The 26,335-nt window shown below is 70.4% G+C and carries 21 protein-coding genes and 2 tRNA genes; 17 read left to right on the forward strand and 6 right to left on the reverse strand.

The window, feature by feature from the left end; translation table 11 throughout:
• Positions 1 to 68: 68 nt before the first annotated feature.
• Positions 69 to 1,367: a Wzz/FepE/Etk N-terminal domain-containing protein gene (locus AOP78_RS04140; RefSeq protein ID WP_062201927.1), complete on the reverse strand. Its 1,299-nt coding sequence runs from the start codon at positions 1,365 to 1,367 to the stop codon at positions 69 to 71.
• Positions 1,368 to 1,469: 102 nt separating this feature from the next.
• Between AOP78_RS04140 and AOP78_RS04145 the strand changes: the two genes are divergently transcribed.
• The 10 genes from AOP78_RS04145 (at position 1,470) to AOP78_RS04190 (ending at position 16,026) form a co-directional block, all read left to right on the forward strand.
• On the forward strand, positions 1,470 to 2,906 hold the full coding sequence (locus tag AOP78_RS04145; protein WP_062201929.1) for a hypothetical protein: 1,437 nt from the start codon (positions 1,470 to 1,472) through the stop codon (positions 2,904 to 2,906).
• A gap of 5 nt (positions 2,907 to 2,911) precedes the next feature.
• Positions 2,912 to 3,955, forward strand: coding sequence for an acyltransferase family protein (locus AOP78_RS04150; RefSeq protein ID WP_062201931.1), 1,044 nt, complete (start codon positions 2,912 to 2,914; stop codon positions 3,953 to 3,955).
• A 116-nt stretch (positions 3,956 to 4,071) separates the two neighbouring features.
• Complete coding sequence (locus AOP78_RS04155; RefSeq protein WP_083979831.1) at positions 4,072 to 6,705, forward strand: GMC oxidoreductase; 2,634 nt, start codon at positions 4,072 to 4,074, stop codon at positions 6,703 to 6,705.
• Between the two features lie 44 nt (positions 6,706 to 6,749).
• Positions 6,750 to 8,117 carry an FAD-dependent oxidoreductase gene (locus tag AOP78_RS04160; RefSeq protein ID WP_062202570.1) on the forward strand — a complete coding sequence of 456 codons (1,368 nt, stop codon included), beginning with the start codon at positions 6,750 to 6,752 and terminating at the stop codon, positions 8,115 to 8,117.
• A 54-nt stretch (positions 8,118 to 8,171) separates the two neighbouring features.
• Positions 8,172 to 10,424 (forward strand): glycosyltransferase, encoded by a 2,253-nt coding sequence (locus tag AOP78_RS04165; protein ID WP_062201933.1) that lies wholly within the window; start codon positions 8,172 to 8,174, stop codon positions 10,422 to 10,424.
• A 153-nt stretch (positions 10,425 to 10,577) separates the two neighbouring features.
• Positions 10,578 to 12,095: a sugar transferase gene (locus AOP78_RS04170; protein ID WP_062201935.1), complete on the forward strand. Its 1,518-nt coding sequence runs from the start codon at positions 10,578 to 10,580 to the stop codon at positions 12,093 to 12,095.
• A 287-nt stretch (positions 12,096 to 12,382) separates the two neighbouring features.
• Positions 12,383 to 12,727: a hypothetical protein gene (locus AOP78_RS14970; protein WP_152659401.1), complete on the forward strand. Its 345-nt coding sequence runs from the start codon at positions 12,383 to 12,385 to the stop codon at positions 12,725 to 12,727.
• Positions 12,728 to 12,966: 239 nt separating this feature from the next.
• The gene (dusB, locus tag AOP78_RS04180; protein WP_062201939.1) at positions 12,967 to 14,142 is read left to right on the forward strand and encodes a tRNA dihydrouridine synthase DusB; all 1,176 of its coding nucleotides are present in this window, start codon (positions 12,967 to 12,969) and stop codon (positions 14,140 to 14,142) included.
• A 106-nt stretch (positions 14,143 to 14,248) separates the two neighbouring features.
• Positions 14,249 to 14,722 (forward strand): hypothetical protein, encoded by a 474-nt coding sequence (locus AOP78_RS04185; protein WP_062201941.1) that lies wholly within the window; start codon positions 14,249 to 14,251, stop codon positions 14,720 to 14,722.
• A complete protein-coding gene (locus AOP78_RS04190) occupies positions 14,719 to 16,026 on the forward strand; it encodes a deoxyguanosinetriphosphate triphosphohydrolase (RefSeq protein ID WP_062201943.1) in 1,308 nt (435 codons plus the stop codon). The genes AOP78_RS04185 and AOP78_RS04190 overlap by 4 nt, the downstream gene beginning before the upstream one ends.
• Here the strand turns inward: AOP78_RS04190 and AOP78_RS04195 are convergent.
• From AOP78_RS04195 to AOP78_RS04205, 3 genes are read right to left on the reverse strand one after another with little or no spacing between them, the layout of a single operon-like run.
• A complete protein-coding gene (locus tag AOP78_RS04195) occupies positions 16,005 to 16,415 on the reverse strand; it encodes a hypothetical protein (protein ID WP_062201945.1) in 411 nt (136 codons plus the stop codon). The two genes, AOP78_RS04190 and AOP78_RS04195, sit on opposite strands and share 22 nt — an antisense overlap.
• A 14-nt stretch (positions 16,416 to 16,429) precedes the next feature.
• The gene (locus AOP78_RS04200; RefSeq protein ID WP_062201947.1) at positions 16,430 to 16,849 is read right to left on the reverse strand and encodes a hypothetical protein; all 420 of its coding nucleotides are present in this window, start codon (positions 16,847 to 16,849) and stop codon (positions 16,430 to 16,432) included.
• Positions 16,849 to 17,304, reverse strand: a complete 456-nt coding sequence (locus tag AOP78_RS04205; RefSeq protein ID WP_062201958.1) for a DUF6941 family protein — start codon at positions 17,302 to 17,304, stop codon at positions 16,849 to 16,851. The genes AOP78_RS04200 and AOP78_RS04205 overlap by 1 nt, the downstream gene beginning before the upstream one ends.
• 116 nt (positions 17,305 to 17,420) lie before the next feature.
• Here AOP78_RS04205 and dnaG point away from each other — a divergent pair, with 116 nt between their 5' ends.
• From dnaG to phnE (AOP78_RS04230), 5 genes are all read left to right on the forward strand, one after another.
• Positions 17,421 to 19,433: a DNA primase gene (gene dnaG, locus AOP78_RS04210; RefSeq protein WP_062201960.1), complete on the forward strand. Its 2,013-nt coding sequence runs from the start codon at positions 17,421 to 17,423 to the stop codon at positions 19,431 to 19,433.
• 217 nt (positions 19,434 to 19,650) lie between these two features.
• Positions 19,651 to 20,625, forward strand: coding sequence for a phosphate/phosphite/phosphonate ABC transporter substrate-binding protein (gene phnD, locus AOP78_RS04215; RefSeq protein WP_062201962.1), 975 nt, complete (start codon positions 19,651 to 19,653; stop codon positions 20,623 to 20,625).
• Positions 20,626 to 20,710: 85 nt separating this feature from the next.
• On the forward strand, positions 20,711 to 21,481 hold the full coding sequence (gene phnC / locus AOP78_RS04220) for a phosphonate ABC transporter ATP-binding protein (RefSeq protein ID WP_062201964.1): 771 nt from the start codon (positions 20,711 to 20,713) through the stop codon (positions 21,479 to 21,481).
• Positions 21,478 to 22,284 (forward strand): phosphonate ABC transporter, permease protein PhnE, encoded by an 807-nt coding sequence (gene phnE, locus AOP78_RS04225; protein ID WP_062201966.1) that lies wholly within the window; start codon positions 21,478 to 21,480, stop codon positions 22,282 to 22,284. Before phnC ends, phnE (AOP78_RS04225) begins: the two co-directional genes overlap by 4 nt.
• Complete coding sequence (gene phnE, locus AOP78_RS04230; protein WP_062201968.1) at positions 22,281 to 23,162, forward strand: phosphonate ABC transporter, permease protein PhnE; 882 nt, start codon at positions 22,281 to 22,283, stop codon at positions 23,160 to 23,162. The genes phnE (AOP78_RS04225) and phnE (AOP78_RS04230) overlap by 4 nt, the downstream gene beginning before the upstream one ends.
• Before the next feature lie 10 nt (positions 23,163 to 23,172).
• Here phnE (AOP78_RS04230) and AOP78_RS04235 read toward each other — a convergent pair.
• Positions 23,173 to 23,246, reverse strand: a tRNA-Ile gene (locus AOP78_RS04235).
• Between the two features lie 131 nt (positions 23,247 to 23,377).
• Here AOP78_RS04235 and AOP78_RS04240 point away from each other — a divergent pair.
• Positions 23,378 to 23,450 (forward strand) — tRNA-Asn (locus AOP78_RS04240).
• An 88-nt stretch (positions 23,451 to 23,538) separates the two neighbouring features.
• On the opposite strand, the gene AOP78_RS04245 is transcribed toward AOP78_RS04240, so the two are convergent.
• On the reverse strand, positions 23,539 to 25,782 hold the full coding sequence (locus AOP78_RS04245) for an Ig-like domain-containing protein (protein ID WP_062201970.1): 2,244 nt from the start codon (positions 25,780 to 25,782) through the stop codon (positions 23,539 to 23,541).
• A gap of 159 nt (positions 25,783 to 25,941) precedes the next feature.
• Between AOP78_RS04245 and AOP78_RS04250 the strand changes: the two genes are divergently transcribed.
• Positions 25,942 to 26,238, forward strand: a complete 297-nt coding sequence (locus tag AOP78_RS04250; protein ID WP_062201972.1) for a DUF1905 domain-containing protein — start codon at positions 25,942 to 25,944, stop codon at positions 26,236 to 26,238.
• Positions 26,239 to 26,335: the final 97 nt, after the last annotated feature.

A 26,335-nucleotide genomic window follows, 5' to 3' on the forward strand; every position in this document is an offset into this window, starting at 1 on the left:
CCAAACTACCCACGGCGGGGCGATTCGGGCAAGGGTCCTGTGGATGAGCCGCGGCGAGAGGCGGATCCTCAGTGCCTCCGCGGCGGCTCCAGAAGCGCCACGCCGAGCACCGCGCCGTGCGCGGAGGCGAGGGTGTCGAGACCCTGCTGGAGCGCGTCGGCGTCGTCCTTGCCGGACTTGACCGCGATGACGACGCGGCCGATCCGTGCGGCGACGACGGAGGCATCGGGTCGATCGAGCACCGCGGGCGCGGTGAGCACCACGGTGTCGAAGCTGGCCTCCGCCCACTGGAGAAGCGGCTCGAGCATCTGGCCCGCGAGCGCATCGGCGGGGCTGCCCTGGGGCTCACCTGGGCGCATCGCCCAGACGCCGGGCTCGGAGGACTCGACCGTCGCCTCGTCGGGAGTGGCGCCACCCGCGAGCACCTCGAACACGCCTGGGGCCTCGGGAAGGTCGAGCACGGACGCGAGCGCCGTGCTGCGCGCGTCGAGGTCGATCACGAGCGTCCGCCGTCCGGCGCGCGCGTACGCGGCGGCGAGGCGCGCGGGGACGTCGGCGTCGTGGTTCCCGGGGGTCAGCGGGGCGACGAGCGTGCTCGAGCGGGCTCCGTTCGAGCTTGCGGAGACGGCGGTGCGCAGCGCCTGATAGGCGGCCGCCGTCCGGTCGTCGAGCTGGAGGGTGCCCGCGAACGCCTTCGGCTCGCCGGGGATCGCCGCGAGCACGGGCGTCCCGACGGAGCGGAAGTCCTCGGGGCGTCGCACGCGGCGATCGGCGGCGTAGGCCGCGATTGCGAGCGCGAGGCCCACCGTGAGCCCGATGAGGGTCGCGATCACCATGACCCCCTTGGTGCTCGGGCTCGTCGGCGAGGTCGGAGCGTCGGGGGTGCTGAGGACGTCGACCCGGATCAGGTCGTCGCCCTCGCTGTTGGTGCCTCCGACCTGCTCGGGCACGATGTCGCTCGCGGACTCCGCGACCGCCGTGGCGACGTCCGCGGCGACCTGGCCGTCGTCCGTGCGCACGGTGAGGGTGAGCAGGCCGGTCGACGTCTCGGTCGCCACCGTGACCATGGAGGCGAGCGCCGAGGCCGAGTGCGCGCCGTCGAGGCTCTCCGCGGCCGGTTCGAGCACGATCGGGGAGTCGATCATCGCTGCGACGGTCGAGGCCATCGAGGAGACGAACTGTGCGCCCGACTGGGCGTCGGGGATGCTCGTCGGGTCGTTCACCGCCACGACCACGCGCGCGGTCGCGTCGTACGTCTTCGGGGCGATCGCGAGGTAGCCGACACCGATCGCGGCACCCACGATCGCCGCGAGCATCACCCTCAGCCATCCGCGCCGCAACGCCTTCAGGTAATAGTCGAGCTCCATGGCTGCCCCCTCTGCACCGGTGCACGCCCCTGCGTGCACCCCAACGCCAATGGTTGAAACATACCCGAGACGGATTCCCTGGACGCAAGGTACTTTACGGACATGGGGGTGCTTACCGTCGCTGCGCTCGTGCTGATCGGCTACGGGCTGGCCACACGACGATACGATCGCGCGCTCGCGCTGGCGGGGGTCACCGCGGCGGGCGCGGCGGCCGTCGTGGGGTCCGTCGCCGTGCCGACGTTCTACGCGGTCGCGTCGGGACTGCTGGTCGTGCTCCTCGCGCGCTACGCCCGGGGCAGGTCGGCAGGACGGCGCATCTCGATCATGGCCGTGCCCGGCGCCGGGCTGTTCCTCGCGTTCTTCGCCTGGGCGGTGCTCGTCACGCTCGTCGCGCCGATGCTGTTCCCCGGACTGGTGACCGTGACCCCCTCGGGCGCGGAGCTCGTCGCCGGTCACCTGACGGTCTCGAACATCGCGCAGATCCTCTACCTCGGCCTCAGCATCGGCGTCGTCCTCCTGTTCGCCTACACGAGCAGCACCGGACCCCAGACGCTCGGGCTCATGCTCGCCGTCGCGATGCTGCTGTCGCTGTGGCGCTACCTCGGGCTCCACGCAGGGGTCCCGTTCCCGTACGGCGTCTTCGACAACTCGCCCGGCTTCGCGTACATCGAGACGGCGGCGGGCGGCATCCCGCGCTTCCGGGGGATCTTCTCCGAGCCGTCGGCGCTGGCCGGCGTGGCGCTCACCGCCGCGGTGTACTCGCTCGCGAGAGCCGTCCAGGTGCGCGGGCCGTGGCGGCTCGGCAACCTCGTCGTCGCGGGCATCGCGATCTTCCTCGGGATCGTCTCCACCTCCACGACGTTCGTGGTCGTGGGAGCCATCATGCTGGGCCTCGCCGTCGTGGTGGTCGTCGGCGGCTTCGTGAGCGGACGGACCGGATGGCCGCTGGGCGGCGTGTACGTCTTCCTCGCCATGGTGGTCGCGTCCGTGTGGGTCGTGCCCGCTGCCTACGAGTTCGTGCAGGCGGTGCTCACGGAGAAGGTCGCGTCGGACTCCTACGGCGAGCGCTCGGGTGCAGACGCGGACTCGTACCAGGTGTTCCTCGACACGTTCGGATTCGGGGTCGGGCTCGGCAGCGGGCGGGCGTCGTCGTTCTTCGCGACGCTCCTCAGCACGACCGGCTATGTCGGGGTGCTGCTCTTCGCCGCGTCCGTCGCGTCGGTCGCGCTGCCCGCGGTCCGGATCAGGGCGGCCCAGCCCGTGCTGTGGGTCCTCGCCACGACGCTCATCGCGCGGTTCGTCTCGGGCCCCGAGCTGACCTCGACCTCGGGGGTGATGTGGATGACGCTCGGCGTGCTCGCGAGCATGGTCATGGCCGACCGGGAGGCGCGCGCCTCAACCGAGTCGTCGGCGTTGCCCCCGCCTCCCGCTCCGGATGATCCGGACTCCCGTGTGCCCACGTCCGCGAGGTCGAGCCCCGGCGCCGGGCGCTCCGCTGCGTCATCGGCCGCGCCGGCCGTGACGGTGAGCGAGGACTGAGCCGCATGGGGAGGCGGCTCGACTGGGCGGACACGGTCAAAGGGGCCGCGATCGTTCTCGTCGTCGTGTTCCACTCGGCGATCTGGTCCGTCAACGCGGGCTATGCGCCGGCGTGGTGGGATCAGGTGACGCCGATCCTGGAGACGGTGCTGATGCCACCGTTCTTCCTGGTGTCGGGCCTGTTCGCGGGCAGGTGGCTGACGCGTCCGCTGCCCGAGCTGCTCAAGGTCAAGGTCTGGCCCCTCATGTGGGTGTTCATGGTGTGGTCGGCGCTCATGCTGCTGATCCTCCCGCTCGAGGCGCGGCTGGACGGCATGGAGCGCGAGCCGCTCAAGAACTTCCTGCAGTTCTTCCTGTCTCCCGTGCGGCCGCGCTTCGAGATGTGGTTCCTGTGGACGCTTGCGGTCTTCTACATCGGGATGTGGATCACGCGCAGGATGCCGGTGATCCTGCAGCTGTCGCTCGCGACGGTCGCCTCGATCGCGGCGTTCGCGCTGCCCGCGATCCACGAGTACAACGTCGGCTACTCCGGTGCGCTGAAGTTCTACGTGTACTTCCTGGTAGGCCTGCACCTCAGGGATCACGTGGTGCGGTTCATGGGGGCCGTGCGATGGCCGGTCGCGCTCGCGTACGTCGGCGTCTGGGGGCTGCTCGTCGTCGGCTTCGTCGCGTCGGGGATGGACGGCCGGCCCGTCGCGTTCGCCGCCATGGCGGCGCTCGGGACGATGCTGACGCTGGCGCTCGGCGTGCTGCTCGCGCCGGTCGAGCGCGTGCGCGTGCTGGGCACGCAGACGCTCCCCATCTACGTGACGCACGTGCCGATCGTCGTGGTGACCCTCACGGTCCTCGTCGGCGTCGGCGTGCCCGGTTCCGCGGACTCGATCCTCGGAGGGCTCGTGCCGATCGTCGTCGCCGCGTGGGCGATAGCGGTGGCGCTCGTCGTGTCCCGCGCGGTCGCGGGGAACGTAGGTCGCTACCTCTACGAGGCGCCGCCGTTCCCCGAGCGGCCGCGGCTCGGCGCGAGCCGCGCCGGCCGGCGCGCGGGGTAGTCGGACGGCGGCAAGAGGGGCCGCGGCGGTCTCCCCAACTTGGGGAAGGGGGATTGACAAGAAGGGTGCATTTCCCGCAACGTCGGGCATACGGGACTGGGGGGAGGAATCGGATCATGCCGAAAGTAGACCTGTTTTCGGACAGCGGTTCCGGTCTGGCATCCGAGGCGCTGGACTCGTGCGACGTGTGCATCGTCGGCACGGGGCCCGCGGGCGCGACGATCGCGGCAGAGCTCGCAAGGTCGCCGCTGAGGGTCACGATCCTCGAGAGCGGCGGGTTCCAGCGTCGCGAGGACGCGGACCGGCTCAATGACATCGACAGCGTCGGCCGGGGCAGGGTGGCCGACCAGTTCAAGGTCCGCAACCGCATCGTCGGCGGCAGCTCGTACACGTGGGGTGGCCGCGTCGCCCCGTTCGACGAGATCGACTACGAGGAGCGCGACTGGGTGCCCGGCTCCGGGTGGCCGCTCGCGCACCGCGACCTCGCCCCCTACCTGTCGCGCTCCGCCGCGCATCTCGGCCTCGAGTTCGGCGAGGACTTCTCCGACGAGCGCTTCTGGGAGCTCGCTCCCGCGGCGCGGCTCGACACCCCTCCCGACCCCGCGCTGCTCCGGCCCTTCTACTGGCAGTTCAGCAAGGACCCGCATCCGTCGTATCCGTTCGAGTATCGACGGTTCGGACGGGGGCTGGTCGACAGGCTCGGCCCGCGGCAGACGCTCGTGGCCGGCGCCACCGTCGTCCGTGTCGAGGCGACATCCGACGGCACGGGCGTGCGAGGCGTCGCCTTCGCCACCCCGGACGGCCTCGTGCGCGAGCTCAGGGCCACCACCGTCGTCCTGTGCGCTGGCGGAATCGAGAACGCGCGGCTGCTGCTCGCGTCGGACTCCGTGGTCCCCGCGGGCCTCGGCAACTCCCGCGACCAGGTCGGCAGGCACCTCATGGACCACCCCAGGGGACGCGTCGGCGCCTTCGCGGCCGAGGATGTGCGTCCGCTCCAGTCGAAGCTGCTGCGCCACACCGTGCGCGGTGCGCTGTTCCGCGCGGGGATGCGCCTCAGCCCCGAGGTCCAGCGCGAGGAGCGGCTGCTCAACGCGTCGGCATGGCTCGGCGAGATCGTCGCCGACGACGACCCGTGGGACGGGATCCGGCGGACGATCCGCGGTGGCACCAACCGAGCGCACGCGTTGCGCAGCGTGGCCCGCAACGCCGACTACATCGCGCGCGGCGTCCCCGACTACCTCATCCACCACACCGGGGTGCCGCGCAAGCTCTCCGAGCTCGAGCTGCTCGTGATGATCGAGCAGCACCCCGACCCGGACAGCCGGGTCACGCTCAGCGACGAGCGCGACGCGCTCGGGCAGCGGCGGGCGCGTGTGGACTGGCGGGAGCACCCCGACGAGGCGCGCACCGTGCGTCGCATCGCCGAGCTCACCGCGTCGGAGCTCGCTCGCATGGGCCTGCCCGCGCCGACGCTCGAACCGTGGATCCGCGAGGAGGGCCAGCTGCCCGACTCCTGGGTCGATGTCGCCCACCCTACGGGCACGACCCGGATGTCGGACGCGCCGGACGACGGCGTCGTCGACTCCCACGGGCAGGTGCACGGAGTGGCCGGGCTGTACGTGGCGGGGAGCTCGGTGTTCCCTACCGCGGGGCACTGCAACCCCACGCAGATGATCGTCGCGCTCGCGATCCGGACCGCCGATGCCGTGCGAGACCGCCCGGTGCGCGAGGCGCTCGAGGCCACGGCACGACCCGAGGCGCCGCTGGTCGTCGTGACCGGCGCGAGGGGCGGCATCGGTCGCGTGGTGGTCGAGGACCTCGTCGAACGCGGGTATCGCGTCCGGGCGACCACGTCAGGGGATTCCCGGCAGGGGACCGGGGCCGTCCCGGAGGTCGAGTGGGCGCGGCTCGATCTCAAGGCGGCCGAGGCTGCCGACTGCGATGCGCTCATGATCGGCGCGGACGCCGTCATCCACCTCGCGGCGGCGAAGGGTGACAAGCCGATCATGCCTGCGGTCAACGCCGACGGGACGCGCCTGCTCGCGGAGGCCGCCGAGCGCGCAGGAGTCGGCGCCTTCTGCTACACGAGCACGGTGTCCGTCTACGGCAGCCCGCTCGCACGCGACGCGATCGAGACGGGCCCGGTCCTCACCGTCGAGCGCGACGTGCCCGGCGAGTACCTCGCGATGGAGTACGTGCGTGCCTACGGTCGCACCAAGCTGCTCGGCGAGCGCGCGATCGCCGAGACCGCGACGCGTGTGCGGTACACGATCATGCGGCCCGCGGTCGTCGTCGACACCGCGGACATCGCGTCGATCCGCCGCTGGAGCACGGTGAAGCGGACGCTCGGCGCCCACCGCCACGCGCATCATGTCTACGTCAAGGACGTGTCCGATGCGCTCATCTGGGCGCTCGAGCGTTCGCTCGCAGGGGTGGGGGAGCCGGGCCAGGTCGAGACCTTCAACCTCGCCCAGGACGATGCGGATCGGCCCACCCACCGGGCTTTCATGCGCGACGCGTACGCGGCGACCGGAGACGACAGGTTCCGGGTGATCCGGGTGCCCTCGCTCGCCGACTGGGCGCACGACCTGGTGAGGTTCCGTGCGGTGTCGCTGCGGAACCCGCTGTGGCGCGCGAGGTTCCCCGCGGACCGGCTCGCCGAGGCGGGATATCGGCCGCGATACGGGGTGTCGCACGCGCGAGCGCTCGCGCTTCAGGAGCTGCGCGACGAGAGGGGACGGGCAGGGTGATGACGGCTGAGGGGACGAGAGAGCGCGACGGTGCCGTACCGGGCGTGGCGCACGACAGGGGGGTGCCCCCCGGGGTCACCAAGGTGTACGACGGGATCGTGCTCGGGGCGGGGATCAGCGGGCTCGTGTCCGCATCCGTGCTGCTCGAGAAGGGGGCCAGGACGGTGCTCGTCATCGACGAGTACGAGCGGGTCGGGGGCAATCACCTCGACTTCTCGATCGACGGCTACACGTTCGACGTGGGCAGCCTCATCTTCCAGGACGACTCGCCTCTGGTGCATCGCTTTCCCGAGCTGCTCCCTCGCTACGTGCCCGTCGAGCCGACGTGGTCGCGCCTCAACCCGCAGGGGAAGGTGACCGACTATCCGTTCTCGATGAAGGACGACCTCGTCGCCGCCGGTCCGGCCGCGTGGGCGAGCATGGCGGCATCTCTCGTCGCGTCGCGGTTCCGCTACCGGAACCAGCGCAACGCGCGCGACTTCACGCGCTTCTGGGTCGGCACCAAGGCCGCGGAGCGCACCGGGCTCGAGCATTACATCGAGCGGTTCTGCGGTCTGCCTTCCGAGGTGATCGACCTCGACTTCGCCAGGGCGCGGATGATGTGGATCGCCGACAACGCCCGGGTGTGGCCGCGCGTCACGCGCGCCGCGAGGGGACTGCGCAAGCGGCTCGCGCGACGCGGACCGGAGGTGGAGGCCCCGACGCAGCGGCGCACCCAGCAGCTCGTGCGCCCACGCGAGGGCTTCGACGCGCTCTACCGGCCGCTCGTGGAGCGGCTCGAATCCGAGGGCGTCGAGTTCCTGCTGTCCACGCCGTCCACGGCGATCGAGCGAGCGGACGAGTCGCTCGTGGTGAGGACGTCCGCGGGAGACTTCTCGAGCCCGATGCTCGTGTCCACGGTCCCCACGCATCGGGCGCTCGCGCTCGTGGGTGTCGACAGCGAGCCGCTTCCCACCGTGACGATCATCTCGCTGCTGTGCAGCTTCGCGGGGCGGCGCGGGTTCGACACGTCGATCCTCTACAACTTCTCCCATGACGGCTCGTGGAAGCGGCTCACGATGCACTCCGACTTCTACGGGCCCGTCCGCGAGCGCGAGTACTTCTGTGTCGAGGTCGTGGGGTCCGGGTCCGTGCGGACGGTCGCCGAGGCCGAGAAGTCGTTCCGGGAGCACACCCAGGCCAACGGGCTCTTCCACGGGGACCTGAGGATCGAGGGTGGACACGTGCTCGAGAACGTGTACCCCGTGTTCACCGGCGGAAGCGCGGCGCGGGCGGCCGACCAGGTCGCGCTCCTGCACGACCACGGCGTGACCTCGCTCGGCAAGCAGGGCGGATTCGACTATCAGCCCACGGCGCGCGTCTCCACCAGGAACGCGGAGAAGAAGCTTGGCGGGACGGTGTCGCCGAAGTGAACCACGCATCGTCCTAGGACAGACCACGACCACTCACGCACAAGGGGGCCTTTCGTGAGGATCATCCACCTGCTCAAGCACGCCGTCCGGGGGAACGGGTCGGTGCACATGGCTGTCGACCTTGCCTGCGCGCAGGCGGACGCCGGACATGAGGTGTGGTTCGCGAGCGCCCGCGGGTCCTACGACGCCGTGCTCGCGGAGCACGGCGTCCACGTCACGGACCTCCCGGAGCCGGACTCGAAGAAGCACGCGCTCGAGAACATGGCCGCGCTCGCGGGCCTCATGCGGGAGGTGCGCCCCGATGTGCTGCACGCCCACATGATGTCCTCGGCCGTGATCTCGATGCCGCTGTCCCTGCTGTTCCGGGCGCCGCTCGTGTCGACGATGCACAACTCGTTCGACACGCACTCGTGGCTCATGCGGGTGAGTCGCCGCGTCGTGGCCGTGAGCGAGGCCGAGCGGCGGCTGCTGCGCTCCCGCCGCTACCCCGACCGCCAGGTGGTGACGGTGCTGAACGGCACCGCCGGATCGGCGCGCGAGGGCCAGGACTTCGACGACATCGGGCCGCTGCACAGGCCGAGCATCATGACCCTTTCCGGGCTCCACCCGCGCAAGGCGGTGGGCGACGTGCTCGCGGCCTTCGCGATGATCGCCGACGAGCACCCCGAGTGGCACCTCAACATCCTCGGCTGGGGTGCCTCGCGCGAGGACCTCGAGACGCAGGCGACGGACGCGGGGCTGACCGACCGCGTGCACTTTATGGGCTCCACGCTCACGCCCTGGGCCTATCTCGCGCAGACGGACGTCGTCGCGACCGCGACGCTCGCCGACCCCTGCCCGCTCACCGTGATGGAGGCGCGCGTCGCGGGGGCGGCCGTGGTGGGCACCAAGGTCGGAGGGATCCCCGAGGTGCTCGGCTACGGCGCCTACGGTCACCTCGTCGACACGCACGCCCCTGAGCAGATCGCCGATGCCTTCCGGGACCTGCTGGACTCCGACGAGAGCCTCGCCACGTGGCGGTCGCTCGCGCACGAGGGGTCCGAGCACTTCACCGTCCAGCGCATGGCGCGCGACTACGACGATGTCTACGTGGACGTCCTTCCCGGCGCCAAGCGCCGCGGGCTCGCGGCCGAGCGTGGCGACGACGGTCTGCTGCGGATCGCCTACCTCGTGCCGCCGTCGCGGCACTTCGCGGGGATCGAGCGAGTCGTCCATGAGCTCGCGTCCGAGCTCGCGACCACGTTCGGGGACGAGCTCGACGTGCACGTCATCTACGCGAGCCACTACGCCGAGCGTGAGCTCGGCCGCACCTCCTACACGAAGCACGAGCTCGGCGTGGACCGCCTGCTGGGGCTCGCCGGGCCGTTGCGTCGGATGGTGCGTCGTCAGCGCATCGACGTGCTCGTGAGCCCTCAGGTCGAGGCGACCACGGTCAGCTGGCTCGCGACCCGCGGCCGCGGGATGCCGTCGCTGATCGGGCACCTGCACGGGAACCCGCGGGTCGAGGAGGAGGGTGGATCGCTGCTCACCCGCGCGTCGTTCAAGGCGTTCAGGGGCTTCGTGTCGCGCGACCTGGCGGGGGTGCTCGCCGTGTCGCCATCGCTCGCGGACTACGTGAAGGAGCACCTGTCGTCCGGCACGAAGGCGCTGTTCTCCAAGAATCCGGTGAGGGACCTGCACGCGCCCGAGCGTCGTGAGCGCGAGGACGATGCGCCCTTCACCTTCATCTGCGTAGCGCGCCTTGCGTACCAGAAGGGGCATGACGTCCTGCTGAGGGCGTTCGCGCTCGCGGCCGAGGACCTGGACGGAGCCCGTCTGCTCCTGGTGGGGTCGGGCCCCGCCGAGCAGGATCTCAAGGCGCTCGCGCGCGAGCTGCGGATCGAGGATCGGGTCGAGTTCGCCGGCTACGTGTCGGAGCCCGCGCCGCTACTCGCGTCCGCGGACTGCTTCGTCCTCGCGTCGCGCTGGGAGGGGTTCGGGGTCGCGCTCGTCGAGGCGCTCCAGTTCGGTCTCCCGGTCCTCGCGACCGACTGCCAGTTCGGGCCCTCGGATGTCATCACCGACGCGGAGCTCGGCGAGGTCGTCGCGTCGGAGGATCCCGGCGCGCTCGCCGAGGGGCTCAAGCGCGCCCGCGTCCGCGTCGACACCAAGGCCGCGGCCTCGCACCGCAGAGCGGTCGCCTCCGAGTACGGTCCGGCGGAGGCGGCTCGGCATCATTTGCAGGCGCTGCGCGAGGTCGTCGGCGCGCGGCTCGCAGCGCGGACGGAGGCGCGCACGCGCGCGGCGTCCATGCGAGAGCCCGCCTGACCTGCGCGCACGCGGATCCGTCGGTCATGTGGAAATGTCATAGATTTCACGTGACTGTCACAATTCGTCGCTAGCATCACGATTGTTCGGTTTGTGCGAGTGCTCCCTGGGGAGGGCGTCTTGCAGGGCGAAGCGAGTCTGGGGGGCAGGCAGATGACAGGACAGAGCGTCACCGAGGTCGAGGTCGGTCGCGAGAGCGTCGACGTCGGCGTCGACGGAGCCGAAGGGGCGCCGAGGATGACTGAGGAGTGGCGGCGCGCCTACGGGCGGAGGCTCGCGGCGAGCGACCTCGCCGTGCTGCTGTGGGTGGTGGTGGGCGGACAGCTCGCGCTTGCTGCCGGGGGCCTGCTGCCCTATCCGACCGATGGTGGGCGCGAGGCGCTCCTGAGCCTGGGCTTCCCCCTCTTCGTCCTCGTGACCTGGCAGGCGGCCCTCGCCCTCGCCGACACCCGCAGCGATCGCGTGGTCGGTGAGGGTGCGCAGGAGTACGAACGGGTCTTCGACGCGACCTTCATGGTGTTCGGCGCGATCGCCACCGTGGCGTTCGTCTTCGGGGTGGAGTCGATCAAGCCGTTCCTGTTCCTCACGGTGCCCTTCGGCCTGCTCGTGCTGTTCGTGGAGCGGTGGCTGTGGCGCCAGTGGCTGCGCTTCAAGCGCGAGGATGGCGAGTACAGCGCGAGGGTGCTGCTGGTCGGCTCGCCTCAGTCTGTGGAGGAGATCGCCGCCGAGCTCGGTCGCGCCCGCGACGCCGGCTATCTCATCGTGGGAGCGTGCGTGCCCGACGGCGTGGCGGGTCAGGAGGTGCCGGGCACCGACGTCCCGATCGTGGGCGACGCCGAGTCGAGCGTGGCGAGCGCCGCGGCGACCGATGCCGACACCATCATCATCACGAGCGCCGACGTCCTCTCGCCGCACCGGGTTCAGGAGATCGGCTGGGAGCTGCAGCCGGGGAGCCAGCACCTCGTCCTCGCGCCCAGCATCGTCGGCATCGCCGGGCACCGTCTCCACACACGTGCGGTCGCGGGCCTGCCGCTCATCCACGTGGAGACGCCGCAGCTGTCGCCCGCGGACAGGTTCACGAAGCGAGCCTTCGACGTGCTCGTGTCCGGTGCGCTGATCGTCGTCGCCTCGCCGATCCTGCTCGTCGTCGCGCTCGCGGTCAGGATGACGTCGCCGGGGCCGCTGCTGTACCGGTCCCAGCGGATCGGTCTGCGCGGCGAGCCGTTCGCGATGCTCAAGTTCAGGTCGATGCGCCAGGGTGCGGACAAGGAGCTCAAGAAGCTACTCGAGGCGCAGGGCACCGCGGAGACACCGCTGTTCAAGGTGAAGGACGACCCGCGCATCACGCCGATCGGCAAGGTGCTCCGGAAGTACTCGATCGATGAGCTTCCGCAGCTCTTCAACGTCCTCGGCGGCTCGATGAGCCTCGTCGGTCCGAGGCCGCAGATTGCGGCAGAGGTCGCGATGTACACGGACTCCGCACGACGAAGGCTTCTGACGCGCCCCGGGGTCACCGGGCTGTGGCAGGTCAGTGGGCGCTCGATGCTCACCTGGGACGATGCCGTCCGCCTGGACCTCTTCTACGTGGAGAACTGGTCGCTGCTCGGCGATATCGAGATCATGCTGCGCACCTTCAAGGCCGTGGTGGTGCCGGGGGAGACCGCTCACTAGCGTATGCCCGCTCGCAGGTATGCCTGTCCGCTCGACGACGGCGTCGAGCGTCGCGTCGGCGCCGCCACCGTGACACTTGAGGTCGAAAACGGACAATTTACCTAGATGTAACCAAAACCGGCTGGCCGGGGTCCGATTTGCCCGTTAGTGTGAAGAATGTCACACGGTGAACGGGGAGGGCTCGGGCACGGTGACGCTGGGGGTCAGGGCTGACTCGAGACGGCTCGTCGGAAAACGGCGGCACCGTCTCAGAGCGGCCCTTCTGTTGTTCTTGGGGGAGGGTAAGCATGTCAATGACTTCATCCGACAGTCGTGCTGGGCTGCGAGTCCTGGGCGGAGTGGGGCTGGTCTGCGGTTACGCCGCGTTCGGCATCCCGGCCGCCGTGTCGTCGACGTGGGGCACGGTCGAGCAGGCCGCGTCGAACGCCGCGAGCCGCGAGGAGATCACCATCCTGGCGGTGTGGATCGCGCTCGGAGTCCTGGCGCTCGTCGTCGGCACGGTGTCCTTGGCGTTGGTCGCGAGGCGTCGCCGAGCCGCACGCGGCGGCTCGTCGGCAGAACAGTCGTCGCGCGAGCAGCCCGCCACTGGGTCTCGGCCGGTCTCTTCGTCGCCCGTCCCTGCTCACGCGTGAGGTGAGCCTCCGGCGCGTCCGGATCAATTGAAGATTGCGCGTTCACGCGGACCCTCGCAGGTGAGAAGGGGCACCGCAGGCCGACCGAGGAACGCGCGCCGCACGCCGGCCCGCTCGAGCGATCCCTCAGCCGCTCGGGCGGGTCGGTCTATGTCCGCACCCGCCCGTCGTGGGCGGTGGCCCTGCCCTCAGGGGATCGTGCGGCGGGGGGTGAACCGTCGATCGGGGACAATGGAGCAATGACCTCAACCGGCTCGGCCACCCAGCGACTGCTCCCGCCCCTGCGGCTCGGGCCGCTCGAGATCGACACGCCCGTCGAGCTCGCGCCGATGGCGGGCGTCACCAACGCCGCGTTCCGCAGGCTGTGCCGCGAGCACGGAGGCGGCATCTATGTCGCCGAGATGGTGACCTCGCGCGCCCTGGTCGAGCGCACCCCGGAGAGCCTGCGCATCATCCACCACGAGCCCGACGAGCGGCCGCGCTCGGTCCAGGTCTACGGTGTCGACCCGGCGACCGTCCGAGCGGCGGTGCGGATGCTGGTCGAGGAGGACCTCGCGGACCACATCGACATGAACTTCGGCTGCCCGGTGCCCAAGGTGACGCGCAAGGGTGGCGGCGCGGTGCTGCCGTGGAAGCGCGACCTGTTCCGCGACATCGTCCGAGGCGCCGTCAAGGAGGCCTCCCGCAAGGACATCCCCCTCACGGTGAAGATGCGCAAGGGCATCGACGACGACCACCTGACCTACCTGGATGCGGCGCGCATGGCCGAACGCGAGGGCGTCGCCGCGGTCGCGTTGCACGCGAGGACCGCGGCCGACTACTACTCCGGCACCGCCGACTGGTCCGCGATCTCTCGGCTCAAGGACGAGATCAGGACGATTCCGGTGCTCGGCAACGGCGACATCTGGGCGGCCGAGGACGCCGTCGCGATGGTCGAGCAGACCGGATGCGACGGGGTCGTCGTCGGGCGCGGCTGCATGGGGCGTCCGTGGCTGTTCGCGGACCTCCAGGCAGCGTTCGAGGGCCGTGCGGACCGGGTCAAGCCGGGGCTGCGAGAGGTCGCGGACACGATCTACCGTCACGGCGAGCTCATGGTCGACACGTTCGGTGGTGACGAAGGCAAGGCGATGCGCGAGATTCGCAAGCATATGGCCTGGTACCTCAAGGGTTACCCGGTCGGTGGAGAAGCACGACGCGCGCTCGGGCTGGTCGAGACGCTCGCCGAGCTCCGTGGCCGCCTGGACGGCCTTGATCTGGATACGCCGTACCCCGGCGCGGAGGCGGAGGGGGCCCGAGGTCGGCAGGGCAGCGCTCGCCAGCCCGCCCTTCCGGACGGCTGGCTCGACAGTCAGGACCTCACGCCCGAGCATGAGGCGCGCCTGCGCGACGCCGAGCTCTCCGTGTCCGGCGGCTGAGTGACGCGCGGGCCGGTCGACTGGACCGTGCGTGCCGGTCGAGTCGACTGCCCGACCGCCGGACGCCCGGGCCGCGACGGCCGGATACCCGCTAGGTTGAGGTGTCATGAGCGAGGACCACGGCACGCGCAGATTCCCTGTCGATGGCGAGCTCGGCCTTCATGAGCCTGAGGCTCACCCCGACTATGCGGAGATCGTCGCGTTCTTCGGTCACATCGCCTACGTGATGCCGGACGTGCGAGGCGTGCTCGGCGAGCACCTCAAGCTCGCCGAGGGAGAGGTGCTCCCGACTCTGATGATGCAGGACCTGATGTCGTGGCTCCTCGAGACGTTCCGCACGGTGGGCCCCAACGGGCGCACCCTCCAGCTGTTCTCAATCCTCGACGCCGGCTACCGCGAGGCGTCGGACGCGCTGCGCGACGTCATGATCGTGGGCTTCCTCGAGGTCATCCCCGGCTTCGCCGGCCGCGTGCCGGACCCGGAGATGCTCGGCCACCTGGTCCGCGCGGGGCTCGGACCGGTACTGTCCGCGGTCCTGGTCGAGGTCGAGGGATGGCGCGGCGATAGCATCGGAACGTGAGCGATGCGAGCCCCGGCTACACAGAGTCGGACAAGGAACGCCTGGTACCCGAGCCGGCGAAGACCGCCAACCGCACGTCCTTCGCGCGAGACCGTGCCCGCATCGTCCATTCGAGCGCGCTGAGGCGGCTCGGGGCGAAGACCCAGATCCTCGGCGCGGGCAGCGGTGACTTCGTGCGCACCCGGCTCACCCACTCGCTCGAGGTCGCGCAGGTCGGGCGCGAGCTCGGCAAGGCGTTGGGGTGCGATCCTGACGTGGTCGACGCCGCGTGCCTGGCCCACGACCTCGGCCACCCGCCGTTCGGGCACAACGGCGAGCGCGCGCTCGACGAGGCCGTGCGCCACGTGGGTGGCTTCGAGGGCAACGCCCAGACGCTGCGCGTCCTCACACGGCTCGAGCCGAAGACGATCCACCCGGTCACGGGCGAGAGCATCGGCCTGAATCTGACGCGCGCGGTCCTCGACGCCACGGTGAAGTACCCGTGGGGCGAGCAGGAGCTCAAGCTCGACGCGCACGGCCGGCCGATCCGCAAGTTCAACGTGTACGAGGACGACCGTCCCGTCTACGACTGGCTGCGCGCGGACGCCCCGTCGCGCCAGCCGAGCTTCGAGGCGCAGATCATGGACCTCGCCGACGACATCTCCTACTCGGTCCACGACGTCGAGGACTCCGTCGTGCACCAGGGGGTGTCGCTGTCCGTCATGCGCGACCCCGGCGTCGCCCGCGCCGTCGCCGAGCGGGCGCGCGAGTGGTACGGCTGGGACGACGAGGCAGCGCTGCTCGAAGCACTCGAGCGGCTCCGGGTCTTCGGCTGGTGGGCGGACGAGTACGACGGTTCGCGCAGGGCGCTCGCCGCGCTCAAGGACATGACGAGCCAGCTGATCGGGCGCATGTGCAACGGCGCGATCGACGCGACACGGCAGGCGCACGGCGACGGGCCCCTCACGCGGTACAACGCGAGGCTCGTGCTCCCCCAGGAGACGCACGCGGAGATCGTCCTGCTCAAGGGCATCGCGGTGCACTTCCTCATGGCGCCGCGCGAGGCGACGCCCGGCTACGGGAAGCAGCGCAAGGTGCTCAAGCAGCTGGTCGCCGCGCTCGCGGACCGGGGGCCCGAGGCCTTCGAGCCGCAGTTCGCCGCGGACTACCGGGACGCGGCGGACGATGCGGGACGGCTCAGGGCGGCCGTCGACCAGGTGGCCTCGCTCACCGACAAGTCCGCGTACGACTGGCATCACAGGCTCGTCGTGAGCCCGCGCAAGCCGCGCGGGAGCCGCAGGCCTCAGGACGCCGTCGAGTCCTGAGGGACCCTTCTCGCGCGCAGCAGCATGACGAGCGCCGCGATCGGCAGGAGCAGCGGCACCCAGCCGTACGCGGAGCCGTAGCCGGTCCACACCGTCTCGTCGGGCCACCACGAGGACTCGAGGTAGCCGAGCGTGCCGACGATCACGACGCCCGCGAGCTCGAGCGCGGAGCCGATCAGCGCGATGCGCCGCCGGCCTCGCCACAGCGCGACCGCGATGACGCCGTAGAGCACGGCCGAGACGCCGGAGATCAGATAGGGGAGCGGGGCCTCGGACAGCTTGGTCGAGATCTGATAGGCCGAGCGGCCGGTCGCGGCGAGGCACAGCACCGCGTAGACCGCGATGAGCGAGATGCGCGCGACGGGGTTCATGACCCTGCGCTCCGGCATTGCGTCGTCCCTGGTCATGCGGTCCCCAGGATCACCGCGAGGCGCCAGGCCACCACTGCGATCGCGGCGCCGATCAGGACGGCGGCGATCGCATCGAGCCGGACGATCTGGTCGGCTCGAAGCACGGGACGGTCGGGGTCGACCTTCTCACCGGGCGCCGGCGGCTCGCCGAGCCGTCCGATGCCGAGCAGCGGTACGAGCGCGATCGAGGCGAGCAGGTAGCCGACGGTGAGGACGACGCCCGCGTCGTTGCCGGTCAGCAGCAGCCAGACGACGGCGAGCGCCTGGACCGCGGTCACGATCCAGGCCGCGGTCACGACGGCCTTGAGCGCGCCATGGGCGCGCGGCAGCGCGAGCGTGAGGATTCCGACGACTGCGAGGGCTCCGGCGACGATCAGCACCGCGGGGTACACGAGCCCTGAGTACAGGCCCATCAGACCTGCTGCTGGGCCTGCTGCACGCGCATCGGCAGGCGCGCGGCCTCCTCGCCGTCGATCGAGATGACCCACGAGAACATGCCGGCGGCAGGGAAGCGCAGGCCGTCGAAGGGGAAAGCGAACGGCGCGATCTGCTCGTCGCCGTCGACCAGGTGCGGGGGGCGGCCGAGCGTGAACTCACCGCCGACGCCGTGGACCGGGACGGGCTTGCCCTCATCGCCCATGCGGAGGCCGATCGGGTGCTCCTTGCCGTCCTCGGTGAGCAGCTTGATCTCGAAGCGGTGGGCCTCGTTCGTCGAGGTGAAGGGCACGTGCACGGTGGCCGCGACCGTCAGGCGGCGGTGGACCGCCGGGAACGTGCGGACGTTGATGACGTTCCAGCCGGCGCCGAGGGCGTAGATCTTGCCCTGCACCACCTCAGCGGAGTCGCACAGGAAGGAGTTGACGCGCACGGGGGAGTCCTTTCATCGATGACCGCGGTCAAGCCTACCCATTCTCGTCACGCGACACCGCAAGCGAGGCGGCGCCGACGCACGGCGACGGACGGTCGCGCCGGTAGTGTGATGCCGTGGCGGGCACGATCAACAGGGATGACATCGCGGCGGTGCGCGAGCGCGCGCCGATCGAGGACATCGTCTCCCAGCATGTGACGCTCAAGAGTGCGGGCGTGGGCTCCCTCAAGGGACTGTGCCCCTTCCACGACGAGCGCAGCCCGTCGTTCCACGTGCGCCCCCAGGCGGGTCGCTGGCACTGCTTCGGGTGCGGCGAGGGCGGCGACGTCATCGAGTTCGTGATGCGGATGGACGGCCTCCCGTTCGTGGAGGCCGTGGAGTACCTCGCGGAGCGCGCGGGGGTGACGCTGCGTTACGAGGCCGGCGCGGGTCCGCGCAAGGAGGGCACGGCCGGGCAGCGCAAGAGGCTGCTCGACGCGCATCGCGTGGCCGCCGAGTTCTACGTGTCGCAGCTCGGCACCCCCGAGGCGAAGATCGGGCGCGACTTCCTGACCGAGCGCGGGTTCGGGCGCGAGGCCGCCGCGCACTTCGGCGTCGGCTACGCGCCGCAGGGCTGGCAGGCGCTCACCGACCACTTGCGGCGCAACGGCTTCACCGAGGCGGAGCTGCGCACGTCGGGGCTCGTGTCCGAGGGTTCGCGCGGCGTGTACGACCGGTTCCGCGGGCGCCTCGTATGGCCGATCCGCGATGTCACGGGCGAGGTGATCGGCTTCGGCGCACGGCGACTCTTCGACGACGACCAGGGCCCCAAGTACCTCAACACCCCCGAGACACCGCTGTACAAGAAGGCGCAGGTGCTCTACGGCCTCGACCTCGCGAAGTCGTCGATCCGGTCCGAGCGGACCGCCGTGGTCGTCGAGGGCTACACCGACGTGATGGCGTGCCATCTCGCGGGCGTCACCAATGCGGTCGCGACGTGCGGCACGGCGTTCGGCGAGGATCACGTCAAGGTCGTGCGGCGGCTGATGGGCGACATGGCCGGGGCGCAGCTCAAGGTCGGATCCACGGGCTCCAAGGTGATCTTCACGTTCGACGGCGACGAGGCGGGGCAGAACGCGGCGCTCAAGGCCTTCCAGCTGGACCAACAATTCCTCGCGCAGACGTTCGTCGCCGTGGACCCGCAGGGTCAGGATCCGTGCGAGATCCGTCAGCATCGCGGGGACGATGCGGTTCGGGCGCTCATGGAAGCGCGCCAGCCCTTGTTCGAGTTCGTCATCCGCACGACCCTCGCCAGCTACGACCTCAACACGGCGGAGGGCAGGGTGGCGGCGCTGCGCGCGTCGGCGCCCGTGGTCGCGGGCATCCGCGACCGCGTCCTTCAGCCCGAGTACGCGCGTCGCCTGGCCGGTTGGCTCGGCATGGAGGTCCAAGCCGTGCGCGGCGCCGTGTCCGAGGCCGCGAGAACCGGCGCGGGACGCGCTCCCCAGGTCCAGCATCGTCCTCAGTCCCAGCATCGTCCTGCCGGGCACGGTCCCCAAGGGTCGGCGCCCGCCCAGCCGGACGGCGCATCGTCCCCGACCCAGCCTCCCTATGACGACGGGCCCCCGCCCATGGACCCCGAGACCGGCGCGGTCATGCAGGTCGCGCCCGGGCCCGCGCGGCCCTCGCGGCGCGACCCGGTGGTGCGGCAGGAGGCGCTGTCGCTCGGCGTCCTCCTGCAGCTCGCGCCCGCGATCGCGAACGAGGCCGCGCCCGCAGCCGTGTACGCGGACCTGAGCCCCGAGGCGTTCATGGTGCCGCAGTACCGTGCGGTGTTCGAGTCGATGCTCGCCGCGGGCGGACCCAGCTCGGCGCCCGACTGGGTCGAGGCGGTGGTCGAGCAGGCGGGGCCGACGCTCGCCCCCACGATCTCCGAGCTCGCCGTCACGCCCCTTCCGCACGAGGGAGGGGACGACGGCCCCTACGCCGCGTCGGTGCTGTCCCGCCTGCTGGACCTCGCGGTCACGCGGCAGATCGCCGAGCTGCGTGGAGCGATGCAGCGTGCGGGTGAGGGATCGCCCGAGGCGCAGCAGGCGTTCGCCGAGCTGATCGCGCTCGAGGGGAAGCGGCGGTCCCTGCGCGGGGAGTGACCCGCGGCCGCGCCTTGCCATACGTTCCGGGGAATTCTGTTCAGGACTGTGCAACTTTTCGGACACGGTCCGATGAATCCCAGGTAACCGTCCCGTTAAATCTGCGAACTCGCGTTCACCTCATCAACATCCTCCGATAGCGTCGAAAAGTCGCTTCGGCGATCGTCGCCGCCCGGAGGGGGTGCGCGCACCACGAACGAATTGCAGAGGTAGAAACGTGAACCAGTTCCCCAAGCGCGTGGCTGCGCTGTCCCTCGTCGGCGCGTCCGCGCTGGCCCTGGCGGCCTGCTCCTCGGGTGGAGACGACACCCTGACCCTGGCGCTCGTGCCCTCGGACGAGGTCGAGCAGCTGACGACCGACGGCGAGACGCTCGCCGCGCTCCTGTCCGAGGAGCTCGGTCAGGACGTCGAGATCTTCGTTCCCGACGACTACAACGCCGTCGTCGTGGCGCTCCAGACCGGCAAGGCCGACATCGGCTTCCTCGGCCCGGTCGCGATGTGGCAGGCGCACGAGGAGGCGGGCGCGGACATCGTCCTGCAGTCGGTGCGCTACGGCTCCTCGGAGTACGTCGGTCAGTGGATGACGAACGACCCCGACACGTACTGCCTCGACGACGTGACGACCGAGACCGACGACGAGGGCGTCGACTACTCGTACTGCAACGGCGCCACCGGCTACGAGGGACCCGCGGGCGAGGACGCGCTCGCGCTCATCCCGGAGGACGCCTCGATCGCATGGGTCGACGCGACCTCCGCGTCGGGCTACTACTTCCCGGCCACCCAGCTCGCCGGCATCCTCGGCATCGACGACCCGTCGACCGCCTTCCCGAACGGCTTCTTCGCGGGCGGCCACCCGCAGTCGGTCCAGGCGCTCTACGACGGTGACGCTGACATCGCGGTCTCCTACAACGACGCGCGCTCGAACCTTGCCGAGGAGTTCTCGGACGTGGGCACCACGGACGTCGTGTTCGCGTACACCGAGAACATCCCCAACGACGGCGTCGTCCTCAACGGCGACCTCTCGGACGACGAGAAGACCACGATCACAGATGCGCTGACGACGCTCGCGGGCACGGACGACGGCCTCGCGGCCCTCGACGCCGTCTACGAGATCGAGGGCCTGGAGGCGGCGAACATGGACGCCTTCGAGGGCATCGTGGCGTCGACCTACGCGAACTTCGGCGGCGAGTAGGCAGCTGGTTCGTCGACGGACAACCGCACCGGCGGTCAGCCTGCGAGGCTGGCCGCCGGTGCCATTCCCCTGGTAGGCAGGAATCATGATCGAGCTCAAGGGCGTCACCGTCCGCTATCCCAACGGCGTCGTCGGCCTGGACGACGTCTCCCTCACCATCCCGGACGGTCAGTTCGTCGTGGTGGTCGGACTCTCCGGAGCCGGCAAGTCCACGCTGATCCGGACGATCAACGGCCTCGTGCCGGTCACCGAGGGCAGCCTCGTGGTGGACGGAGTCGAGATCGCGGGCGCCTCGGACAAGCGCCTGAGGGAGGTGCGTTCGAGCATCGGGATGATCTTCCAGTCGTTCAACCTCGTGAAGCGCACCTCCGTCATGAACAACGTGATGGTCGGCCAGATGCACGACATCCCGATGTGGCGGTCGCTGTTCGGCGCCTGGACTGCCGAGGAGAAGGAGACGGCCTACCGGTCGCTCGAGCGCGTGGGGATCGTCGAGAAGGCCTGGACGCGCGCCTCGCAGCTCTCGGGCGGTCAGCAGCAGCGCGTCGCGATCGCCCGCGCGCTCGCGCAGGACCCCAAGGTGATGCTCGCCGACGAGCCGGTGGCGTCCCTGGACCCGCCCACCGCGCAGATGGTCATGAAGGACCTCCAGCGCATCAACCGCGACCTGGGGATCACCACCCTCGTCAACCTGCACTTCCTGGATCTCGCGCGCCAGTTCGGCGATCGCGTGGTCGGCATGCGCGCAGGCAAGGTCGTGTTCGACGGGACAGGCGCCGAGGCGGACGATGCGGTGTTCGAGGACATCTACGGGCGCTCGCTGACCGCCGACGACGTGCTGCCGGGACAGGCATGACGGTCGCCTCAGCGTCCCCCGCGGTCACGGCGCGGCCGAGAAGGCCCGCGCCGAGCAGGTTCCTCATCGTCAGACTCGTGGTCGCCGCGCTCATCACCGTGTGGGCGGGCTGGGAGATCCAGTTCACGCTCGCGCCCCTGTTCACGGACTTCGCGAACGGCTGGGTCGTCGTCGAGCAGTTCCTGCGCCCGAACTGGTCCTTCCTGGGCAGCACCTGGACCGCCTGGCTGGAGACGGTCTCCATCGCGATCATCGCGAGCTTCTTCGGCGTCGCCGTGGGGCTCGTGCTCGCCTACATGGCCTCGACCGTGACGAACCGCTCCACCCGGATCTACCGCGCGACCAAGTGGTTCCTGTCGGTGCTCCGCTCGCTGCCCGACGTCGCGTACGTGCTCATCTTCGTCGCGCTCGTGGGCGTCGGCTCGCTCGCGGGCATCCTCGCGCTGTTCATCTTCAACATCGGCATCGCCGCCAAGCTCACCGCCGAGACGATCGATGCGGTCGATGCTGGTCCGCTCGAGGCGGCTGACGCGTCGGGCGCGGGCACGTTCGCCCGCGCGCGCTGGGCCGTTCAACCGCAGATCCTGCCGAACTTCCTGTCGTACGCGCTGTACATCTTCGAGCTCAACATCCGCGCCTCCGTCGTCATCGGCTACGCGGGCGGTGGAGGCATCGGCCAGCTCATCCAGGTCCAGTTCGCGCGGTTCAACTACGAGAACGTGTCGGCCGTGGTCATCAGCATGTTCGTCGTGGTGCTCCTGATCGACCAGCTCTCCCAGTACCTCAGAAGGAGGCTCGTGTGAGCGCGCAGACCGCCACGACGCCCGCGACCGTGCGGCCGCCCGAGCCGGGGAAGACCCGTGCCACCGTCGGCGCGATCGTTCTTGTCGTCCTTGTCATCGGCAGCGGATTCCTGTCCAACGCGGACTGGAAGGAGCTGCCGTCGATCTTCACCGAGGGGTGGAAGTACCTCTACCTCATGGTCAAGGGACTGGTGCAGAACCCGTTCGCGGAGCCCTACAGCGAGTACTGGTCGCAGGCCCTGGGCGGCATGCTCGAGTCGATCTCGATGGCGTGGATCGGAACGCTGATCGGTGCGGCGCTGTCGGTGCCCATGGGCTTCCTCGCGGCCCGCAACGTGTCTCACCCTGTCGTCGTCCAGGCGACGCGGGTGGTGCTCAACTTCATCCGCACCCTGCCTGAGCTGATCTTCGCGATCATCCTTCTGCTGCCGATCTTCGGATTCGGCGCGAACGCGGGCGCGCTCGCGCTCGGCATCGGCGCGGTCGGCACGCTGGGCAAGCTCACCGCGGAGGCGCTCGAAGGGATCGATCCCGGTCCCGTGGAGGCGGCCCGCGCCGCGGGCGCGCCCCGCAGCGCGATCCTGCGCTGGACGTACTGGTCGCAGGTGCTGCCCGAGGTGCTCGCCTTCTGGCTCTACCGCTTCGAGATCAACATCCGCGCCTCCGCCATCCTCGGCGTCATCGGCGCGGGCGGCATCGGCTCGGTCCTGTCGCAGGCGTTCCGCTACCGCGAGTGGGACTTCATCGGCATCCTGCTGTTCGTGATCATCGCGGTCACGGTCATCGTCGACTCGATCTCCGGAGCCGTGCGCCACCGGATCATCGCGGGCGGCGGCGCGGACGTGAAGGACGCGGACGCCGAGCGCGTGGTGATGTAGGGCAGGTCGGTGGGCCAGGCGGGACTTGAACCCGCGACCGATGGATTATGAGTCCACTGCTCTAACCGGCTGAGCTACTGGCCCGTGCGCGACGTCGGCCACGCGGGAGACCAGCCTAGCGGGGAAGCGGGCGTGGTCTCGGTCACGTCGGCGCCCCGCGGCGCCCGAGATGGTTTCTGGGAGGCCCCGGGATCGTGTAGAGTTCTACAGCGCGATCCCCCGTAGCTCAATTGGCAGAGCATTCGACTGTTAATCGAAGGGTTACTGGTTCGAGTCCAGTCGGGGGAGCTGCAAGGAGAGGCCCCCTTCCCGCCCACACAGCGGGAAGGGGGCCTCTCTGCTTGCCCGGAACGCGAGCATCGTCCCTGGTCCGTGGCTAGGCGTCGATGCGCTCGCGCTCCTCGTCGGCGGCCTCGTGCGCCGGGAAGAGTCGGAACGCGACCCAGGCCGTCATCGCGATGGCGGCGAAGCCCGCCACGATCGCGACCCAGGTGAGGACCGTCGACTGCGACTCGTCCCACGACTCGCCGAGCGGCACCGCGATGAAGACGAAGGCCGCTGCGGCGACGAAGTAGGCGCCCGCCCAGATCCGCTGATCCCAGTCGTGCAGGTCCTTGCCCTCGAGGTACTCGAAGGGCAGCAGCCCGACCAGCAGCACGGTGAGCGCCTCGAGAGCGGTCGCCGCGAACGTGTCCTCCATGAGCCCGACGAGGAAGCCCGTGTCGTGCCCGAAGCCCAGCTCGACGAAGCTCAGGGCGAGCCAGGACACGATCCCGAGCGCGAGGACCGCGGCGGCGCCCACGAGCGCGATGCGTCCCGAGGCCTCCTTGGACTGGGTGCGCGCGAGCGTGATCCCGACGACGAGTCCGAACAGGAGGCTCGGCTGGATGTCGAGGCCCCGTGAGATGAGCACGGACGCCGCCGCGATCACCATCCCGCCAGGCAACGGGGAGAGCACGCCGCGGATGTCGAATCGCCAGGCGGCGTACCCGAGCTTCGCGATGTTGGTAACGATGTTGATCGCGTACAGCGACAGGTAGAGCGCGAGGAACGTCCGCACCGACCAGGTGTTGAGCCCGAACTGGGGCTCGGAGAAGCCCAGGATGATCGAGGTGAGCCCGATCGAGAACGCGCTGCCGAGCCAGGGGTTGTCGAGGCGTCGGGGCACGAACCGGCGCAGGCCGCGCGTCCTGCGCCGCACGGGTGTGAGCCACGCGAACGCGCGCCCGTAGTTCTCGGTCAGGGTGGACTGCAGCAGCTCGGCGGGGAGCGCGGCCAGCAGGACGAACACCGCCGCGAGGCCGCCCGTCGTGGCGATCGTGTACGGGGTGATCGTGTTCTCCCACAGCGATGGCACGACGTCCGACAGCCGTCGCACGTAGTCCTCGTGAGGCACGGGAGTGAGCTTCACGACGGGCGGCTCGGGATCCACCGGGTTCTCCGCGGGGACGATCGCGTCGGCCTCGACCGCCGCGACGACGACAGGCAGCGACGACACCGAGGCGGAGAAGCCCTCCGCGGTGAGCGTGGCGACCAGGGCGTGCGCGCCCGCGGACGTCGATGCGGGCAGCGTGAACGGCGCGATCAGCGAGCCCGTGGCGTCAACGGTCGCGTTCACGAGCGAGATGGGCGTCGAATGCAGCTCGACGCGCACCTTCGCACCCTCGGGCAGTCCGTTCGCGAGCACGGCGAGCTGCTCGCCCGGAACGAGCGGTCGCCCGCCGATGTCCTTGCCTGCGGAGTCCACGATCGTGAACGACCAGTCGATCGGAGGGAGCGTCGGCACCGCCCTCGGGGCCACCGGGATGTTGGCCGCAGCACGGGTGGTCTCCGAGGCGGGTGTGGTGGTCTGTGCGGGAGTGCTCTTCGTGACCGACTCGGCCTTGACCGCGCCGGCCTTCTTCGTGGTGGGGTCGGGAGCCGGCGTCGTCGTCGTCGGGGTGGACTGCTTGGTCGTCTTGGTCGTCTTGCTTGTCGTGGCGGGAGCCGGCGCTGGTGGTTCTGCGGCGGGCTCGGGTTCGTCCTCGGTCTCGACCGGCTCGGGCAGGCTCACGACGAGACGGCACGACGACGTGGTCACGTCGCGACCGTCCTGCGCGTGCTGGTGGACGAGTCGCAGCTGGTACGAGCCGGATGGCAGGGGGGTGGTGAACGTGCAGGACCAGCTGCCGGATCCCGTCGGCGTCGCCGTGCAGGTGCGGCCCGACACCGTGGCCCCGTCATCGGTGGTGCCCGTGGCCGTGACGATGAGCGTCGAGCCGGCGGGATACCCGACTCCGTTCAGCGTCGGGGTGGAGGTCGTCGTCGTCACGGGTCCGTGGGTCTTGAAGCGCGGCGCGGCCTTCACGGACTGGGGTGACGTCTCCTTCGTGGTCTCGCGTGGTGTCGACTCGCGGGCCGTGTCATCGTCACGGGTGCCGGCCGTCCGGTAGCCGTCGTCGCGGTCCCCATCGTCATGCGTCGTCCCGCGGTCGGGCGAGGACCCTGGCTCTCCCGCCCAGGCTGTCGCCGCGCCGAGCGCTGTCAGGGCGAGGGCGAGCGTCAGCGCCACGATCGTGGCGAGCAGGGCGGTGGCGGCCGCCCTGTCGAGCCGGCGGGCGCGGGTGCGTGCAGGCGCCATGACGGGCCTCCCTCAGCGGGGCCAGGCGGGTTGTCCGGGGTTGCAGCCCGTCGAGTCCCCTCAAGCGCAGAATAATGTGACGTATCTCACATCGCGAACGGAGGAATGAAGAATTCACGCGCCCGAAACAGGCGCGGCCGACGCTGATACGTTCGTCGCATGACCGATTTCGGCTTCGACGCGGAGCTCTACCTCTGGGAGGCCAGGCTCCAGACGTGGGTGTTCGCCGACCTTCCCGAGGACGTCGCGGACGTGATCGAGGACGTCCAGGTAGGCCCTCGGCGCGGCTTCGGAGCCGTCAAGGTCGAGGTGACCTTGGGCGACACCACGTGGCGCACGAGCATCTTCCCCTCGAAGGACCGCGGCACCTACATCCTTCCCGTCAAGCGGGCGGTACTGGACGCCGAGGGCGCGGCTCCGCCCGACAAGGCGAGCCTGCGGCTACGGCTCGTGTGAGCGACGCCGGCGCCTCGCATCGTCCCTCGACCCGGGACGATGCCGGACGTAACCTGGAGATCCGGGACGCCGTTCCGCACCGCTGAGGGAGGCGACC

The organism is Demequina salsinemoris (genome assembly GCF_000974805.1).
GTDB classification, from domain to species: domain Bacteria; phylum Actinomycetota; class Actinomycetes; order Actinomycetales; family Demequinaceae; genus Demequina; species Demequina salsinemoris.